Annotated in this window: 14 protein-coding genes; 5 read left to right on the top strand and 9 right to left on the bottom strand. The window is 36.7% G+C overall.

Annotated elements, in window-relative coordinates:
• Window positions 1–5: 5 nt before the first annotated feature.
• The gene (locus tag BMY50_RS06680) at window positions 6–3,203 is read right to left on the bottom strand and encodes a SusC/RagA family TonB-linked outer membrane protein (RefSeq protein ID WP_093320723.1); all 3,198 of its coding nucleotides are present in this window, start codon (window positions 3,201–3,203) and stop codon (window positions 6–8) included.
• A gap of 13 nt (window positions 3,204–3,216) precedes the next feature.
• Window positions 3,217–4,830: a TlpA family protein disulfide reductase gene (locus BMY50_RS06685; RefSeq protein ID WP_093320730.1), complete on the bottom strand. Its 1,614-nt coding sequence runs from the start codon at window positions 4,828–4,830 to the stop codon at window positions 3,217–3,219.
• 789 nt (window positions 4,831–5,619) lie between these two features.
• Here BMY50_RS06685 and BMY50_RS06690 point away from each other — a divergent pair.
• A complete protein-coding gene (locus BMY50_RS06690; protein ID WP_093320734.1) occupies window positions 5,620–6,072 on the top strand; it encodes a hypothetical protein in 453 nt (150 codons plus the stop codon).
• Window positions 6,073–6,193: 121 nt separating this feature from the next.
• Here the strand turns inward: BMY50_RS06690 and BMY50_RS06695 are convergent, their stop codons facing one another.
• Window positions 6,194–6,496: a hypothetical protein gene (locus BMY50_RS06695; RefSeq protein ID WP_139202220.1), complete on the bottom strand. Its 303-nt coding sequence runs from the start codon at window positions 6,494–6,496 to the stop codon at window positions 6,194–6,196.
• Window positions 6,497–6,685: 189 nt separating this feature from the next.
• Here BMY50_RS06695 and BMY50_RS06700 point away from each other — a divergent pair, with 189 nt between their 5' ends.
• Together BMY50_RS06700 and BMY50_RS06705 are read left to right on the top strand one after the other, a co-directional pair.
• Complete coding sequence (locus BMY50_RS06700; RefSeq protein WP_093320744.1) at window positions 6,686–7,555, top strand: hypothetical protein; 870 nt, start codon at window positions 6,686–6,688, stop codon at window positions 7,553–7,555.
• Window positions 7,556–7,702: 147 nt separating this feature from the next.
• Window positions 7,703–9,463, top strand: coding sequence for a hypothetical protein (locus BMY50_RS06705; protein ID WP_093320749.1), 1,761 nt, complete (start codon window positions 7,703–7,705; stop codon window positions 9,461–9,463).
• 505 nt (window positions 9,464–9,968) lie between these two features.
• Here BMY50_RS06705 and BMY50_RS06715 read toward each other — a convergent pair.
• The 5 genes from BMY50_RS06715 to BMY50_RS06735 form a co-directional block, all read right to left on the bottom strand.
• Window positions 9,969–10,607 (bottom strand): hypothetical protein, encoded by a 639-nt coding sequence (locus BMY50_RS06715; protein WP_093320758.1) that lies wholly within the window; start codon window positions 10,605–10,607, stop codon window positions 9,969–9,971.
• A 38-nt stretch (window positions 10,608–10,645) separates the two neighbouring features.
• Window positions 10,646–11,173, bottom strand: coding sequence for a hypothetical protein (locus BMY50_RS06720; RefSeq protein ID WP_139202221.1), 528 nt, complete (start codon window positions 11,171–11,173; stop codon window positions 10,646–10,648).
• 82 nt (window positions 11,174–11,255) lie between these two features.
• A complete protein-coding gene (locus BMY50_RS06725) occupies window positions 11,256–11,837 on the bottom strand; it encodes a hypothetical protein (protein ID WP_093320765.1) in 582 nt (193 codons plus the stop codon).
• 16 nt (window positions 11,838–11,853) lie between these two features.
• On the bottom strand, window positions 11,854–12,291 hold the full coding sequence (locus BMY50_RS06730) for a hypothetical protein (protein WP_093320769.1): 438 nt from the start codon (window positions 12,289–12,291) through the stop codon (window positions 11,854–11,856).
• Between the two features lie 137 nt (window positions 12,292–12,428).
• A complete protein-coding gene (locus tag BMY50_RS06735) occupies window positions 12,429–12,962 on the bottom strand; it encodes a recombinase family protein (protein WP_317040830.1) in 534 nt (177 codons plus the stop codon).
• A gap of 278 nt (window positions 12,963–13,240) precedes the next feature.
• Between BMY50_RS06735 and BMY50_RS06740 the strand changes: the two genes are divergently transcribed.
• Window positions 13,241–14,674 carry a caspase family protein gene (locus BMY50_RS06740; RefSeq protein ID WP_093320775.1) on the top strand — a complete coding sequence of 478 codons (1,434 nt, stop codon included), beginning with the start codon at window positions 13,241–13,243 and terminating at the stop codon, window positions 14,672–14,674.
• 542 nt (window positions 14,675–15,216) lie between these two features.
• Window positions 15,217–17,010 carry a hypothetical protein gene (locus tag BMY50_RS06745; protein WP_093320779.1) on the top strand — a complete coding sequence of 598 codons (1,794 nt, stop codon included), beginning with the start codon at window positions 15,217–15,219 and terminating at the stop codon, window positions 17,008–17,010.
• Between the two features lie 213 nt (window positions 17,011–17,223).
• Here the strand turns inward: BMY50_RS06745 and BMY50_RS06750 are convergent, their stop codons facing one another.
• Window positions 17,224–18,021 carry an XRE family transcriptional regulator gene (locus tag BMY50_RS06750; protein WP_093320783.1) on the bottom strand — a complete coding sequence of 266 codons (798 nt, stop codon included), beginning with the start codon at window positions 18,019–18,021 and terminating at the stop codon, window positions 17,224–17,226.
• Between the last annotated feature and the right edge of the window lie 48 nt (window positions 18,022–18,069).

Here is an 18,069-nt window from a genome sequence, read left to right on the forward strand (position 1 = left end):
GTGTTTTATAAATTAATATTAATACCCAATGCATAACTCTTCGGGAGCGGCCCCTGCCTATAATCCGGATCAATCCCCTCCCTATTTGCCCGCCATAGTATGCCGAGATTCTGAACATAGGCTGTGATCGTTAATGATTTAAAAGGTGTACGACGTAGGGTCGCAGCCGGTAGTCGGTACGAAAAGTTGGCATCCTGAAAACGGATATGATCCCCTTTTTCAACCAGAACCTCCGAATTGATATAAAACCGATCGCGGTTGGCACTTGCCGGATAGGCCAGAGAAGGTACGCTGGTATGCACCTCGTCTCCCGCTTGCTGCCACCTTTTATAGTAATCTGCATGGGGCATGGAGGCGTTGGAACTCAGCAAACTGCTATAACTTATAGTAGGCCTCCTGAAATAATAATCAAAACGGTAAGTCACATTCACTGATAAGGAAAAGTTACCCCAGCGGACATTATTTCTGATAGCACCGAAAATACGCGGTAACTGTGTTCCATGAAACACCAGATTGTCAATATTGGGTGATTGAAGAATTGCTTGATAATCTTTACTTAGTTGCCCATCAAGATAGCCCTGAGGATCACCATTTGCAGCATCCAAACCAGCCCACGCATAACTGAATAAACTATTTAACGGATAACTATTACCGGGTGGAATGCGCGATCCGGTAACGTAATTGCTGGAACCGAGATTGCTTACATAGTTCTCCAACACCTTGTCTTTGTTTCTACTGAAGATCCAGTTCGTTGCCCATGAAAAAGATTTATTCGTCATGTTTAAGGTGTTGACCTGGACATCCAAGCCAGTCGTAAGCAGTGAGGCAGCGTTCATGGTCAGACTCGAGAAGCCGGTGGTGGGATCTGCTGCAACTCCGCTGATCAGGTCTGTTGCCTTTTTTCTATAGTACGCCACTGAGCCATCAATCCTATTATTTTTCAGGGCAAAATTGATTTCCGTATTCAACTGGCTGACGTTTTCCCATCTCAGCTCCTGGTTCGGTGCGCCCTGTACAAATGCAAAGGGAAGATTAGCTAAAGGACTCGGAGAACTCTGGTAACGGATAGTTGTCAAAGCGGTAATACCGTTGTTCACATTTCCGCTCTTACCATAGGTGATACTCAAGTCGAATTTTGGGACGAGCTGAGAGGGAAAAAAGGCTTCTTCCGCCAAGCGATATTTAAATCCCGCAGACCATAAAGGCTTCCACTTGTTATTTGTGGAAGTACCAAAGAGATTGGAAGCGTCCCTTCTTGCACTTCCAGAGAAAATATATTTGCTTTTGAAACTATAAGATGCATTGGCATACAATGAGAGAAAACGGTCCCTATACGCGCCGAACGATTGGAGGTTAGGTATTTGCTGATCCCACTCAAGGCCACCAAAAACCGGAAAACGCGTCAGGAGATCAACAACTCCTCCCGTCATCAACTGGTCGTTATAGCCATAAGTCCGTGATACCTCGCTATCACTCAACGCATCTCTTACTTCTGTACCTCCCAATGCTGTCAACTGATGCACATCTTTCCATGTCTTATTATAATCAAGCTGCAATCTCAGGGCATGCGAATACAACTGTTGCCTGTTCAGATCAAGTATACCTCCCAGCGGTACATTTCGTTTTATATTATTACCGTCAACAGTCGTAAACTTATTAATCAGGTTACGGGTAAAAAACATCTCTTCACTTTTAAAACCTCTATTAAGTACACCTTGGTTTTCGTACTGATACAGCGCCGCAACTTTCAGGTCATCATTGATCCGATAAGTGACGTTGGCGTTCAGCAAAAGGTCATTCGTACGGATGCGATTATCCGCCTCGTATATTTCATTGAGTGGAAAATATTGCCAATCTAACAGCTTTCCACTACCCGCCGTATCAAGATAACGTTTACGGTATTCCTGCTCGAGTGGTAAAGCCGTCCCGTTATCATCAGCTAACTTCGCATAGGGATATATGAGGTCCGTTAAGCCCATTCTTACACTGCCTGGGTTATTGTCCTGTTGTCTGGAAGCGGTATACACAAATCCCAATTCTATTTCCAGTTGCTTTAACGGCTTAAACTTATTCTGTGCGCGAATGGTAAGGCGGTCATTTTCATTTTCCTTCAATTCCGTTAGATTCTTATCATAGCCGAACGAAAGTCTATAGTTATGATGGTCATTACCGCCACTTAATTGAAGAGCATGCTGCTGTAAAAAAGCAGGTCTATATAGGTATCGTTCATAATCTTTTCGTATGTCTTTATCCCGGTAGCTATTAATCAGTATATCTGCCCGGCCTTCCTCCAGTCTGCCCGCACGCACATCATCCAATAACTCAACTACCGGCGTAATTACGGGCCTATCTGCAGTATTGGATAAGATTGCATCATAAGCACCTTGCTCAAACAAAAATCTCTCAATATCGATGTAATCGGACGAACTTACCAGAGGCATATAGAAGAGATCAGACTTATCCTGGATTGTCAAATTACTTGTGACATTCAGTTGCATTGGCGCATTGAATTTTGCCTTCTTCGTGGTAATTACCAGTACGCCGTTGCCTGCACGTGCGCCCCAGATAGAAGCCGCTGCGGCATCTTTCAGGAAGGTGACACTTTCTATATCATTTGGATTAATGTTGTTTATATCGCCCTCATAGGGGAAATTATCTAAAATAATCAGCGGCCTTGCGTTTGAATAGAGCGTGCTAATGCCACGGATTTGAAAGTTCTGCCGTTCTCCTCCCCTTTTATCGAAGAGAATTCCGGGCGCAAGCCCATCCAGCCGGGTGATCACGTCTGTTGAAATCTGCCTGTTGAAGAGCTCCTTGTCAATAACAGAAAAGGATCCGGTGGCCCGGTCCTTTGGCACACTTGTATAGCCTGTAGATACCACAACTTCTTCAAGCACTGTAAAATGATCTGTAAGTTTAATAGAAAGTGGGAAGACCGTATTGACCGTAATTAAAACTATCTCAGACTTATAACCCACTTTTGATACGACCAATTCAGCAGTATCTGATATGGGCAGTGACCAACTGAAATATCCATTGTTATCTGTTTGAGCTTGTTGCTTAAGTCCTTTGATGAGAACCGTCACCCCTGCAATTGGCTCGTTGCTCTGCCCTATTACAAAGCCTTTTAATGCTAACGTCTTCTGTGCGCTCGCAGTCAACACACAACAGAGATACATAAAAATTAGAATATACTTTAACATGTCTTTAGGTTGATTATTTTATGATCTGAGAGTTGAAATAGGGATGATTCGACGGCAGATAGCCGTAAGGGGAAAAACGCAATGTCTCGGGAGTTTTCTGTAAATAGTTCTGTTCAGAAACTACAATCACCTTCTTCCGCACGAAGCTTTTTTCTAAGTACAGCCCTTTTTCATTTAAACTTCTTTGCAACGAAGCACTATCTGGATATGTTTGATCAAACTCAAGGTCTAGCAAAAAATCTTTCGGTAAATCCGTGCTATCCACAATAGGCGGTAAGACAGGGAAAACTTTGTAAGGGTTCACCTTTGTCTGCGCAAGCAAGGTTTGAATTGGAAAATTCATCAAATAACTTTTTGCACCGCTGGAAGATCGTCCCACAAACCGCTGTTGTTCTACCATCCTTGCAGGCACGTGGCTATCTATCACCATTAAGGGAATTCCGCCTTTACTGCCCGTTACTTTTCTATCTTTGACGCGTTTTAGGAGCAAAATCTCTACCTGCCGCTCTTCTATCCGGCTTTTCAGATTAAAGAAAAAATCCAGATCAATTTTTAATCTGTCATTTATCTCTTCCTTGGCAATCTGTTCGGGGAAAATTGCTTCGTAATTATAAGCATGTCTATTACGCCAATTGAGCTCCTCCTTTTGCGTTGTATTTCTGTTTGCTATATACTTATAAGCTTCAGGATATGCTACTTCTAATACAACATCATGTGGATTTGTGGGAGAAAGCGTTCCAAAAGCCCTTGTAACAGCGTACAGACTCAAAATTGACTTTTCGACCTGATAGTAGCGATTCACCTTCTTTTTCCCTAAATTTATAAAAGCTGCGTTGCTTCTTATACTTGGAATAGCTGGTATAATGGTGGTATAATAGAAAGGCTTATGCTTGTTCATCTGTGAGTAAGCAGCAGTAAGAAAAAAAGCTTCAGCATCTATAGCTTCATTTTTGGCAATTAAACCAGTAGACTTCTTCTGCTCAATTATCTCCGTAATGATTTCTCTTGTTAAATACTCCGGGCTAGTAATTGCTAACAAGCTATTATCCCAAATTATAAGCGTATGCGGTACTACTTTATGAGGGAAGTAAGCAGATAAGTGCTTATCTTCCACTATTGATGAAAAATCGTTAGGAGGTATCAATTGTCGCTGGCTAGCCATTTTCATAAATTGCTCAATAGTTGTGCTCTTTTCATAAGTCACAGGTATCACCTTCATACTTTTATCAAAACTTTCTTCAAGCGCATGCAGATCGGGCATAGCCCGTATGCAGGGCTTACACCACGTAGCCCAAAAGTCCAGAACAATCAGTTTGCCTTTGTAACCATTGAGGGTTACAGTAGTGCTTCCCTCCTGCCCCTCTTTCACCATTTGCAATGGCAAGTTCCATAATGCATCAGGAATGCTATCCCCTATCCGCAGAGGCTTAATAGAATCTGTGGATAAAGCCACGCCTGCAGCAGCAGGGTTGCCTACACCCCGCTGCCCGGCGTGAGCCAAACAAACACAGAACAAGATTTTTATAGTAGCAAGAGATAAAACATAAGATCTAAGAGTTTTACTTGTTAATATTTTAGGTTTTCGTTTGGAGCATACCACTCTTATTAAGCGTAAAAGTTGCTTCATTTTGGTTGATTTTTATTGATTTAGGTTTCAAAAAATTTAAAAACCGACCACCATGCCTTATACAAGGCACAAATATTTGCAAGATTAAAAGAAAGGTACTACCTTTAGGCTGATTGCAACAACCGTAAAGATAAAGCCTATTCCAAATCGAAGCAAACAATAGTTTTCCTTATGGTATGGGGTCGGCAACAGACTCGGATTTGGCTTTTTAGAGCCTGCTTCGGGTGAGGGCTTTTTATAGGCTCCTCTCCTACGCTATCCACAGCCTGTTTATTTTTTTGGCTCGCTTTATTCGGGAGAGGCAATTATGTTCTTTAATATTGATTGAAGGGATTTGGGGTGTAACTTTCGCTGACTGTGTTGCCGAGCTATCTCTGCAAATATCTTGCGGGTTAAAGAGTTAATTGGTTTGGTTTTGATCGTTTTCATAATGTTTAGAGTTTATGTGAACGAGCATAAAATCAAAAGGCTGGAACCTGTGTCCTGCCATCATCCGGGAACTAGCAATCCCACAGCGCGGCATTCAACAAGCCCAGCCTAAAGATTGTGTAAAGGTACACAATATCTTTAGACGTGGGTTAAACTTGCTGCCTCACGCTGAATTTTCAATTGCTAGTTTCGGATTCAGAGGCTCATTCAACTCACAATCTATCTATCATATAGATGGTGTTGTCATATTTCAATTACCAATCCTTGATTGGAAATACAAATATACATAGCATCACTTATAAAAGCAAATATAATTGCGATTTACACATAAAAAACTCATTATAAAATATTTAAACAAATATGAAATTCAGCAAATTCCTAAAAGGAATTAATAAAGATTATGAAGAAATAGTTTCGAAAGAGCCCTCGTTATCGAGCATAAAGTTAGAGGTTGATTTATCTAACATACGGGGGAAAGATTTCTATAGAGTTCTAATTTTAGTCACGGAAGATTTTGACAAAGATTGTAAAACTGCGCTTTTCGAGATTGTTGACGGCGCTAAGAAGAAATATCAAAACAAGTATTCTAAAAAGGGGAAAGGGAATAAATCACTAAATAGTTATCAAGAGTTCATAAATCAGTTTATTGTATTACAATCAGATATTGCGGAGAACGCCAGTATTGAAAACACTAGGTTCACTAAGGTTTTAAATCTGCAAGCAAATGACTTCTACGCATATGAAGTCTATTCTATAGTAATTTCTCGAGGAATCACTGCTAAAAGTGCATTTGAACAATTGTATAAAAAATAGATTTGGTATCATTAGGCTGCCATTTTTACTATAGTATAATCATTGCCCACGAAAAGCAATATTTATCATTACTAATTAACTGATCGTTTTATGAAACATTCTCAATATAAAATTATTGACTTTAGTTGTCAGTTTTCAATTCATATAGCTTGCCTTCTACCCTCCGTAATATGAATATCTTATCAAATGCTGATTTGAATACTCTATCATTCGCATTGAAGTTATCGAAGTCAAAGTATGTTGCCATAGTGCTACTATCCTCGACTATCAATAGCCATAGTTGATCATAGCTTTCTTTGTAAGATTCACTGGTTTTATTCTTACTCTCAATAGAAGAAGTTAGCTCTTCACCTTTAAGAATATCTGGTACTACCACTCCTCCGCTAGTCATCCATGATGAAAGTAATTTGGCAGTTTTATGCACAGAGATTCTTAATATTTTCTCTGGGCAATAAAAAATGGAACGCAACATCTGACCTTGAACAGTTGGGACAGGACTTTGACTGATAATTGTTAAATGCTTTATAATGACAAAAACATCGGAAAGTTGGTAAAGCAAACTATAGGATAAATTTTTGTAATTTAGTCAAGCCACGAGAAATATCGGTAAATTATGATTCCGCAAAAAATACAAGCATTATTTGAGTTCATTGATTTTTTGGACGACAACAAAAGCGAATACATTGAAAAATATATTCCTCTTTGCGATGAACTGAATGAACTTGATAAGCGAAGAAACGAATTAGATCCAGATGGCAATTACAAAGACAGAAGGTCTTACGACAACATTCAAAAGCAAATAAAGGAAAAGTTTGCGCCTATTAAAGAAAATATTTACAAGCCGATTACAGGCAAAATGCGAGAATTAGGAATTTGGGCAGGCGATGACGTTTTTACAAGCATTTGGAACAATAATATATCTGAAATATCTTATTTTAAAAGAAATTTTTCAGAAGAGGATACGATACAAATTTTTCAATACAAACAAAAATATCTGGACTTTCGAGCAGAAACGAACAATGATTTTCATTGTCTCTCATTTGTTTTTCAATCATTAGACGAAATTTTGAAAGAACTTTTTAATTTTTTCAAAGACACTAGCAAAAATGAATTTGATAGTTTTGAAACTAAAATAGTAGAAGTCGAAGATTTTGATGAAATGGTAAAAAGAATAAAAGACAACAGGAGGAAAAATATAAAATATTCTATTCCTTCTGAGGCATTTTTTGGTACAAAACAAATAGTGACCTCAACAAAAACACCAGGTATAAAGAATGAAATTATTATGGGAGACAAAATAGAAGTAGGAAACATTTCAAATAACACTGGACAAATTTCTGTAGGAAAGGGGAACAAAACAAAGGTAAACGGCAATGATGAACTTGCTGCAAAATCTTTTCGTTGGCAAAAAAGGGATACAATTATCTCTATAGTTCTTGGCATTATTGGAATAATAATAGCTTATCTATCAATGGGAAAATGACAGTTGCAATAAATAAATAGACGATAAAATCTCAAACCTATTGCCATCTAATGTTTCGTAGCCGAAATTTTAAATCCATAATTTCTGACTTTATCTTGGAAAACATCTTTTTGCCTTTACAGATACGACACAAATCCTAATAGCGGAATGGAGTTTATTATAAATATTGATAATTACAAGCCGTTGGTTCAGAAAGACAATTGCTTCGTTGTTGATACTGAATTTATAAAAAAAAAATCTCTAGAAACCTGCCAGAAAATTATCATAAAAGACATCAAAGACAAGGACTTACTGCTATACATCCTAAAAGTTGACCTACCCAAAACAAGAATAGAAATCCGTGATTGTGTATTTAACACAATCTCTATAGAGAAATCCACAATTGATGAAGTTGTTCTTAATACGGTGGAAGTAAGTGAAAGTAAGGATGGAAAATTTGCGCCTTTTAAAACATTTATAGACTCTTCAAAATTTAAGTATCTGTGGTTTTATTATTGCAAGCTTCATAATGGCATGATCGTAAGGAAGGAGTCTGAAATAGAGTCATTATCAATAAATAATACAATCATTGACCGTAGCTTTACCTTTATTAATTCTAAATGCAAAACAATTATAGTCGAATCTTCAAATGTTTCCGAAGTTATCATTGAAAGAATTGACTATCCAAAAGAAAATGGAAGGACAGAAGTTGATACAATAAATATTTTTAGATCCGAAGGTTTGAAAAATATTAGAGTCTGGGAAGTAACATTTAAGAACCTTCATATTCATAAAGTAATCCTAAATAAAACCGAAAGACTAACTGATCACAATAATGAGATCTATATAAAGACACCTCACAAGTACAGAGATGTAGAGGAAATAGAAATTTCTGAATCGACAATTTCATCCAAAACAATTATCATTTTTGATGATACAAAACACCTTAAGTTTTTCGATTCCAGTTTGAGCGAATTAATTCTAAACTATTGGCACATTGATTCTCTGCTCTTTTCGAATTGCAGGTTTAGTGATTCAACATATTTTGGACGGTCCAACCAAATAAAAACAATAAACAAATCCCTCGTTGAAAACTGCACTTTTGACGACACATTCGATATGAGCAGTATTCGATTTAAAGAAGAAGCATTTTTTAGAGGTTTAGTTTTTAAAAAATATCCCTCATTTTTTTATCATAATACAATTGAAGAAAATTGTAAAACCGACTTTCAATATTCGAATCTTCAAAACCTTGTTTTTCAAAAAATTGACTTTAGATTCTTTTCTTTTAAAGAGTTTGATATTACAAATGTTGAATTTAGGGAATGTCGTTGGCTTTCAGAAAGAAAATGCTTTATTAGCAGGAATTTGATTTTCGATGACAATAATGACATCACTGAAATTGACGAACTCGTAAAAGTTAAGGACATTTATTCAAAGCTGAGAATGAATGCTGAGAAGAGTTCAGACTTCTTAAATCTCGGAAAATTCTATATTTCAGAGCAAGAGACTAAACGAAAAATCCATCGTGAAAAAAAAGATCGTATTGAATTTCTTCTAATGAGTTTCCACAAGGTAATTAGTAGTTATGGTGAAAACTTTAAAAAACCTCTCTTTCTTGCTCTTTGTTCTATAATTCTTTTTGCATTATTGTTCATATTTACTGGGTTCTATGTAGGCGATGAATTAGTAAAATATAGGTTGTTTTCATTTCAGTGTTCTAATATTTCAAGTACATTGCGGGATTTTGGATATTCACTAATATACAGTTTAAAGAACATTTTACCATTTCAAGTCAGTTTGAATTTTTATTTACACTCAGACAAATCATTACCATTATCACAGACACTTGAACTCATGCACAAAATAATAAATTTAATTTTAGCGACATGTTTTACCGCTGCCTTTATAAAATACTTACGGAAATAAGGTGTACGACAGGTAATAAAGGCAAAACAATTGTGTGAAAACATTTACATATGACATTATCTGTCAAATACAATATATCTATATTATTAGGATCATTAACAATCGGATCGTAGGGACTCACGTATTCAGAAATGCCTAAACTTCTGCTACATCCTTTCTCTTTCTCAAATATCACAGTACATTTGCCGCCGATGAAATATTTCTTAGCCAGCCATACTAGAAATGCCGTTATAAGAGCTATTAGGATACCTTTCAAAATCAGATCCAACATTACATTGACCTTATACCGTGTGTAATTAGCTCATTTAATCTATGACCAAGTAAATTTACACTTTTTTTTCCTAGGCCTTCATATTAAAGTGCAATCGTGCTTGGATCGTTTGTCTATGGTCAAGTACATATCTGCCATTGTTCCTTCACCTGTCGCATGTCGCACTTTACCAGTTCGGCTAGCTATTCGCTAGCCTTAATAATCGTTTTTTTAAAATGATACTTCTATCAGAATTTAATTTGAGATCTTCTTGTTATATGCATTAATAATAGCTTCAAGAAACATAGATGTTGTTCTCATGAACCTTTTCAAAAGTTTAGGATTTCTAATTCGTATCCGACCCGAACGTCCAGCGACTATGACGTCGTTGTCTTTCAAAAATTTGTAGAGTTTTTCTTTTTCAATGTCTTTCGTGCCCTCTTTATCAATCATCCCTCCATTATGAACTAAAAGATTACGTATTGATCTGAAATGTTTTATTTCTCCCCATTCCGCAACCCCTTCATTTGCTTGTTGTATTTCACCAATTTTTTCAATATACAACCTGTAATTCTCTATTCCGTTTCCATTTAAATCTTCAATTTTTAAATACTTTCCCTCACTTAAAACATAAGCAGTAAGCCACATTTTGTCTTCAAAATGCGAGTACATCGAAATAAAAATAGCATTTTGTAATATCCAATCTGCATGCATAAAATGAATACTATCCTCTGTGCTTTCTTCAAAGTTTCTTATTTCGTCAAGTATATCTCGGGTTAGTTGTTCATCTTGTTGCTTAATTGCTTTTATATTATCCTCTGCCAGCCTCACGAGAGAACGACATATTGATATGTAAGTTTTTACGGACATTGGCTTTATTTCCTTCTTATCCATATTTTTAATTTCTACGATCAATTAATCGTTTATTGGCATTATAATACCTTATTCAGATTGAGGGATGAGCGTTGCATGTTATTATCCGGTAAGCCCATAATTTCCATTAAACTTTCGGAATTGTGATGGTAAATGTTTTTTTCTATATTATGTTCTATAAAATCAATAGCCTTAAGCAAAGCCATTTTATCTACATTATGATTAATAAACCCCTCATTAGTATGAGCAACAGCTCTATTTGCGGCAACTAACACTTTAAATATCTCATGCTTGTCATTATGGTTTAATATATCTTCTTTATTTATTGCCATAATAATACCCATTTTTATCACATCACCTTCATGTTCTTTTAAATCGTTCAACTCCTTTGCGTTTCGGGGCAGTTTTATTCCCATTTCGTCTAACAAAAGCCTTACCATCATTATCGAGATATCCTTTGCACACCTATATAAATCTCTTATGTTTTCTATTTGACTGTCTGATAAATTACTAAATCGTTCACGATAAGTAATAAGTAGATTTAGACGATGTGGTATGTGTTTGTTCAGGTAATCGATCTTATCCATGTGTTTATAATTAGGGTTGACGTTATGGTATATTAAATCTGATAATATCTATCGTTTTTTCGAACCAATCGTTCGTTATAAATTAAATGTCAAAGACATCTTCGGATGACCATGGCCCATCATATTGAACATCCCTTATTCGAAAATGACTTGGCACATGGCTAATTTGCAGAGAAGCGGCGTGTATTCGCTTGTTTGGACAATTTTTCTTCCAAACATAATAATGATTTATCAACGAAAGGGCTGATAGAGAAAGTATTAAATTCTCGAGGTTCGCCAAGTGATAATTGAGAGACCGATCGTGCTTTAAGCTATTATATGCTTTCCACCAAATGGGGCAGCTTGCTCTTTGCCAGCCTTTTAGAGGCTCGAAATGTTTCTTAAAAAAAAGTACGTCTACTACGTGATCGGTAATAGTAGGATAACTCTCCAAGATTGTGTCTGCGATGTTGTCAATATTGGCTCTAGGATATTGCGCTTTAAATCCCGGATGTAAAATTTCACAAAGTTCTTTTGCTACTACCTCAAACTCCGAGCAAGTTGCAAAAAATGTGAGTGAAATTTCAGTTGAAAAAGTTTGGTAATTTCTTTCATCAACCTCGACAAACGAGGATATCTCTTTGAATTTGTCTTCTAGAGAGAAAAAGTAGTTGTAATAATTCATCGGTTTAATGCAGTTTCTATTTTATTCTTCTTTGATATCTCCAAAAATCGTATGAGGAAACGTAATCCCAGTACTGAAATATAATCCCAGTCTGCGCTTCCCCAGCCTGTTCCTCAATGAAAGTTAGCTGTATAAAATTCCCAGAACGTGCTGTGCTTCCTAAAGCAATTGACTTTATTTGCTTCGCTGGATCTTTTACTAAGAAAGTCATTTCCCCTTTTGCGGGATGATCAAAAAGAATCTTTTCCACTTCAAGATCGTAAGTGTCTCCAATATTTATGTATTGCCCTGTTATCACAACTTCAAAAGGGTCGCAGAGAGACTCAAGGGGAGTCTCAAACTCACCAAAAAATCTGCAAGCATTGACTTGAAAAGTTTTCTTCTGGATGTTCTGCGAATAGCTGGCCAACGAGGAAGTTGCCAACGTAATTAAAGTTGCAAAGATCACTTTCATAACGATTCACTTTTGCTAATGTAACATACTAAGGTTTAAATTTATGCATTTCTATCATCAGATTATTACGGGAAACCATAAATGGGATAATTTTACAAATCGTCTTTAGCCGCAACATCAACTAAGGATTGTTCTCATTAATCTCTTTTAAGTTTCGGAGAAACAGTCCATCCTTCAATGTGAACACCCTCATGTCTTAAATACCTATATAGCGTGGCTTTGCTTTTTATTCCCAATGAACTGCATATTTCACCGGTTGTCAATTGGTTTGTTTTATAAAGGGCTCCTGCCGTACTTGCCGTTTTCTTAGCTTTTTCACTTAAACCCTTCGGCCGACCTCCTATACGACCACGAGCTCTGGCGGATGCAAAACCGGCCTTGGTTCGCTCTTTAAGCACCTCCAATTCGTTTTCAGCAAATATTGATGAAAGCATAAACCAAACGCGCCCCATCTGGGTTCGTGTGTCAATCCCTTCTTTAATAGATACGAATTCGACTCCCTTTTCTCGAAGTTCAACCATCAACTTTATGAGCTGTAATGTCGTTCGCCCAAGTCTATCAATTCTCCAAACTGCGATTACATCTCCTTTACGGATTTGATCAATCATCTTTTCGAACTGCGGCCTGTTTTTCGTGGCACTCATTTTTTCTTCGAAAATATGATCGCAAATAGACTTTAATGTATCTTATTACAAATCCCGATTCTGCTCCATTTTCGAAACACGTATATATCCAGACACCATAGTACAATAAAATGTGTTTGTTGCAATTTACTGTAGCTTGTTTTTAAAAACAACAAAAATGAAATTTGACAATATTATTTAAGCAATTTCTAGGCAGGTTCAAATTTACTTTCAAAAAGAAAAGAAATAGTGCATTAAAACGGACTTTTTTTGGAATTGTATAGATCTTTAGTTTTAACGATATTTACGAAATTTTCCTAAACATTATGAACATAGCAATAATTGTCGGGGTAAGCGAATATTCTAAACCCGGAAACAACTTACCAGGCTGCAAAAAAGATGCAGAAATAATATTTAATATCTTATCAAAAACAGAAAAGTTCGAAGATATTCTATACGTTAACGAATATTCTCCCAGTGCAATTATAAAAGCTCAATTTACTGATTTTATAACAAAGCATAAGGAGGATTCAATTCAAGAGCTTTTTTTCTACTATACTGGGCATGGCGATTTCAAAAATGATGAATTCTATTATATCCTCTCTGATTATGAGGCAAGTAGACGAAATCAAACTACTTTACAAAATGGAGAAATTGATAGTCTGTTTAAGACGTTAAGTCCCGCGCTAGTTATTAAAGTAATCGATGCATGTAAATCAGGACAAGCGTATGTAAAAGATACGGAAGCTATATCTAAATATTTTTCAGAAACGCAAACTAGGTTCAATAATTGTTATTTTCTTAATTCATCATTAAGAAACCAATCTTCTTATCAATCGGCAGATATTAGCGACTTTACTCAAAGTTTTGTCGACTCAATCAAAGCTCGCGGAATCACTGAAATTAGATATAAGGATATAATAGATTATATTTCAGATGCATTTGAAGGCAACCCATATCAAACGCCATTTTTTGTTATCCAAGCAGAATATACGGAAAAATTTTGTTATATCAACGAAGCTTTAAATGGATACTTACAGAACCTTTCCATCCTTACGCCAGCAACAGCCCCCAAAAATAAAGAAGAAATAACTCTCCTAGAAAGAATCCAAGAAGACGCTGCTGAATATCTTACTAAAGATGAAACTATTAAATTGTTAGAGAAAATCAAAGACGACATAAAAAAGTTAGCGGTACCACGCAAACTTGATGAAATATTTACTTTAGAAGTTAAGTTCTTCGAGGATTATGATGTAGTTATCAATAAAGACACAATAGGCAAATGGCTTGATGATAACACGCACCAGTTCTTTGCGAGGTCAAAAACTAAACTACTCCCTAAAAATCAATTTGGGATCCGATCGGCACTTAGGTTTAATTTCACTAGTGATGTTCTATTGGATAGAAATGATTACGACGTAATCCGAGATGGCTTTGATTTAGAAGTAGAAGTGCCCTATAAGTCAATAGAAATCACATTAAACTCGAAGTATCCAAATGTAGATGGCTATACAGCAATTATTGTTTACCTTGTTTCCCAAAAAGCTATCCGATTTTTCTACTTCATCACAAATGTAGTATCAGTTAACTGGGATGTAAAAAAAATTAATCGTAATATAAATTGGATATCCTCTGAATATTCAATGAAAGATCAAACTAGTATAGAAAGCGAGATGAAAACAATTTTCCAATCACTTTTAGCACAAGTTGACGAAGACCTTAAGGAAAAATTTCCTGATTCCAAAACACCTAGTAGTTAAAATGCTATTACAATGACCTAACTATTTTTGATACTAGTAAGACGGAATAATAAATTCGTGAGACATCCAAACACCTATCAAGGTAGTTTTTTTAATCGACTGCCAATTTTCGTTTGCTCTTCTGCTTCAATGCTGCTAGATTAGTTAAGGTCAAATGACACTGAGACTGGGCATGCGGTGAAGGCGTCTAATTCCATAAGAGCGAAGATGTTTTCCGCTATGATTTTAAAGACCAATTAGTAGAATAGGTTGTGTAAAAGTACTTAGACTCAGTATACCTATACAGTCATCGTGGACATCGATGTAGTGCTCCTTGTAAAAAAAAGACCCGCAAAAAATTGCAGGCCTTTTAAATATCTAAGGAAGCAGCAAGATAATGCGGCTCTGCACCAGTCCAGTTACCCTCTGTCTTCCTTCTTTATCTTTGGATATTGAACAAATGTTCAATATCTTTACGTCTCAATCTGAATCTCCCAATAACAATGCAAAGTTATTGGTATACTAATTAATAAACAAAATTTATTTTAATTTTATTTATAGCAGTGCAAATCCTATACCACAAATCACCGGGGTTAACTATTATCCAAAAATTTTTTATCGAAAGAAGTATAGAACTTCTGTATCGAAGTACAATAGATTCTTATCGTGTAAGAGTAAAAAACCCAAAGACTATCTTAAACGAACTGCGTGAAACCATATTCGCTTATGAACGAGGACAGATAAAGCACTTTATTGCTATTGCTTCTACTGAAAGGGGTAAATATGCACTAAAAGACGAAGCGCTTGATCTGCTCGAATCTCAACCTAATTATCTTAGATATCAAACCTTCTCCAATGAATACTTCATATCCGTGCTAAAGACCTTGGACGAAAAAAATTATAAGCGGGTTCGGGATTGTTTGGGTGTATTACTGAAGGAAAATAAAGATTATCTTAGTTATGTGCTAACGGGTCTGATGCATTTGCTAAATGAAAGTCCAGAAACCGACCTACAGCTAACTGACTTATTGAAAAAAATTGACACTACTCTAAGTATTTTATACACAGAGCTATTGGAAATTGGCTTTTCCAAGGGTTTTCTATACCGCTTCATCTATGGCGTATTTGTAAACTCCTCAGATGATATTAACTTTGATGCTGCCTTTACAACCTTTACTGAAAGGCTTACACTTGATACCATATCCTATACTATTATCTTCAGAATTGATACAACTAACAAGATTAAAGAATCATTTCAAACCATAGATGATATATCCAACGTTTGTTCTGAATTAGAAGATCTAAATCACCTTGAAGGGAACAAGGAATTCGATAATTTTGTTGCTCCTAGACTCAACAGATGTTACGTCAAATGTCGCGTCTCTGCCACCGATTATCTCTCGGCATTAAAGAAAGCCAAAGCATCTCTTGCAGAGAATCTGGATGTACTTAACCTCGGTTTCGGTGATGAGCATTTACACATACATTCACGTGTATTGGTGGTAGACGAAAGTAATCCAACTGGAGCTCGCTTTCAGGAAAGTAAAAATTTCCTCGACGGGAAATATAGGGTGGCACAAGATCATTATCAGAACTTCATTGACAAGTTGCCAACGATCGTTACACAGGGAAATATCAATAGAGAAACTAAAGAAAAGATCAAATCGGCCATTCGTTATCTTCGCTTAGGTAATGAATCTACAGAAGTAGAGCATAAGTCTATAAATTATTGGATAGGCTTGGAGTATCTATTTTCAAACTACGAAAGCGTCAATACTATTAACAGAATAAAAGACTACTTTGTTGCTTGTCATTCCTTAAGCTATGTAAAACGAAATGCTTTTGATTTTCATAAAACGATTTCAAAACTGGAGCCGAGCGAGTTGGATTTGTTAAATCATTATAACAACAACCCGATAGTCTGCCTGCAAAACCCTGAATTCTATACAGAGGTAGCATCTGCCTTTTGCGAAACACATCCACTAATTAGTTTTCGCGCGCAGTTACTGAGAAGTACTTTATGTTCTTCATCTAACCAAAATGAAATCAAGAAATATGTTGAACGTCACCAGAAAAATCTGATTATTCATTTAACAAGGATATACCGCTTACGTAACGAGATCGTTCATGATGCTGCTACGAATACTAATAACGAAAGTATCGCCTCCAACCTGCGATATTACCTTACCTTTATTCTCAATGGAGTGATCCACTACTTGAGTCGGACTGATAATGAAAATGCAAGTATTGAAGATTACTTTACTATGAACGAGATTTATCTTGGAAATATCAGTTACGGCAAATGGAATTTAGAGAATTTGCTAAAGGTAGACACGCCTATTGATTTCATTCATTAGCAAAACCTGTATATGTTATTCAATAAATATATTGCTTGGCCCGGCTATGCCAACGATAAGGTTGCGCACTACGGTATTTAACAAACTTTTATGACATATTTAAGAAGGGGCGGTAGTCTAATATATATTATCCATTAGACCACTCTCTTAAATTCAGTATTCTTTAGTGTTGCAAATATAATATATATTTCTTTCGATGACTCTACTGTAGGGTCACCCCTTATTGAGCTGCTTTTGCATGTTGACAATAAGTTGTTTGATCTCTTGTAAATCGGTTTCTGGCGCAGGCAAACTATCTGTCTGGTGTTTAATATACTGCCAGATTTCAAGCACTTCATTCACCGGTACCGTGTAAGGCTGGTAATCCTTATTGAGAGAGCGGAGCAATAGCGTGCCATTCTTCTGCAGGCTCACCTGCTTGAACACAAAGTCCTGCTCGCCCTTTAAAATTACAATACAAGGTGTATTGGGCTTTAGCGTCTTCCAATCCTGCACATAACGGGCTACTACATCGCTTCCTTCAGGTATGGGCAGCATGGAATCACCCGTGGTGGGGAACATGCGGTAGGTGCCTCCCCGAGGTAAATTGGGCATTGAAAATTTTGGCAGCGTGGCCAGAAATTCCGGATCGGCATAACCGGCTGCATAACCCGCCTTAGCTTTAACCGGTACATACTCCATGTTCTCTTTATTATCTGGCGTAACAGTAATGGAAAGCACCCGGAGGTTTTTGCCATTGATATACTCTTTGGAACCAATTTCCATTTTGCGCAGCTCGTATTCGCTCCAACGGCCAAGGTCTTGCTTGAGCAGATGATCCAGCGGTATCTTAAAAAAATCGGAGATCTTGATAAGATCTACCAGGGGTGGATTTTCGGTTTGCCCGTTCTCCAATGCAGTATACTTGCTGCGTGTATAACCGAGCTGTTGCGCCAGGTGTTCCTGACTGAATTTTTTGCGGTTCCGCAGGAAACGGAGATTGCTATTAAAAAAAACTTTTGCGGCTTCCATTTTGTATTGTTATTATTGACAACATTCATATTGTCACCAATAATGACA

Origin of the sequence: Olivibacter domesticus, assembly GCF_900109575.1 — a bacterium.
Taxonomy (GTDB): domain Bacteria; phylum Bacteroidota; class Bacteroidia; order Sphingobacteriales; family Sphingobacteriaceae; genus Olivibacter; species Olivibacter domesticus.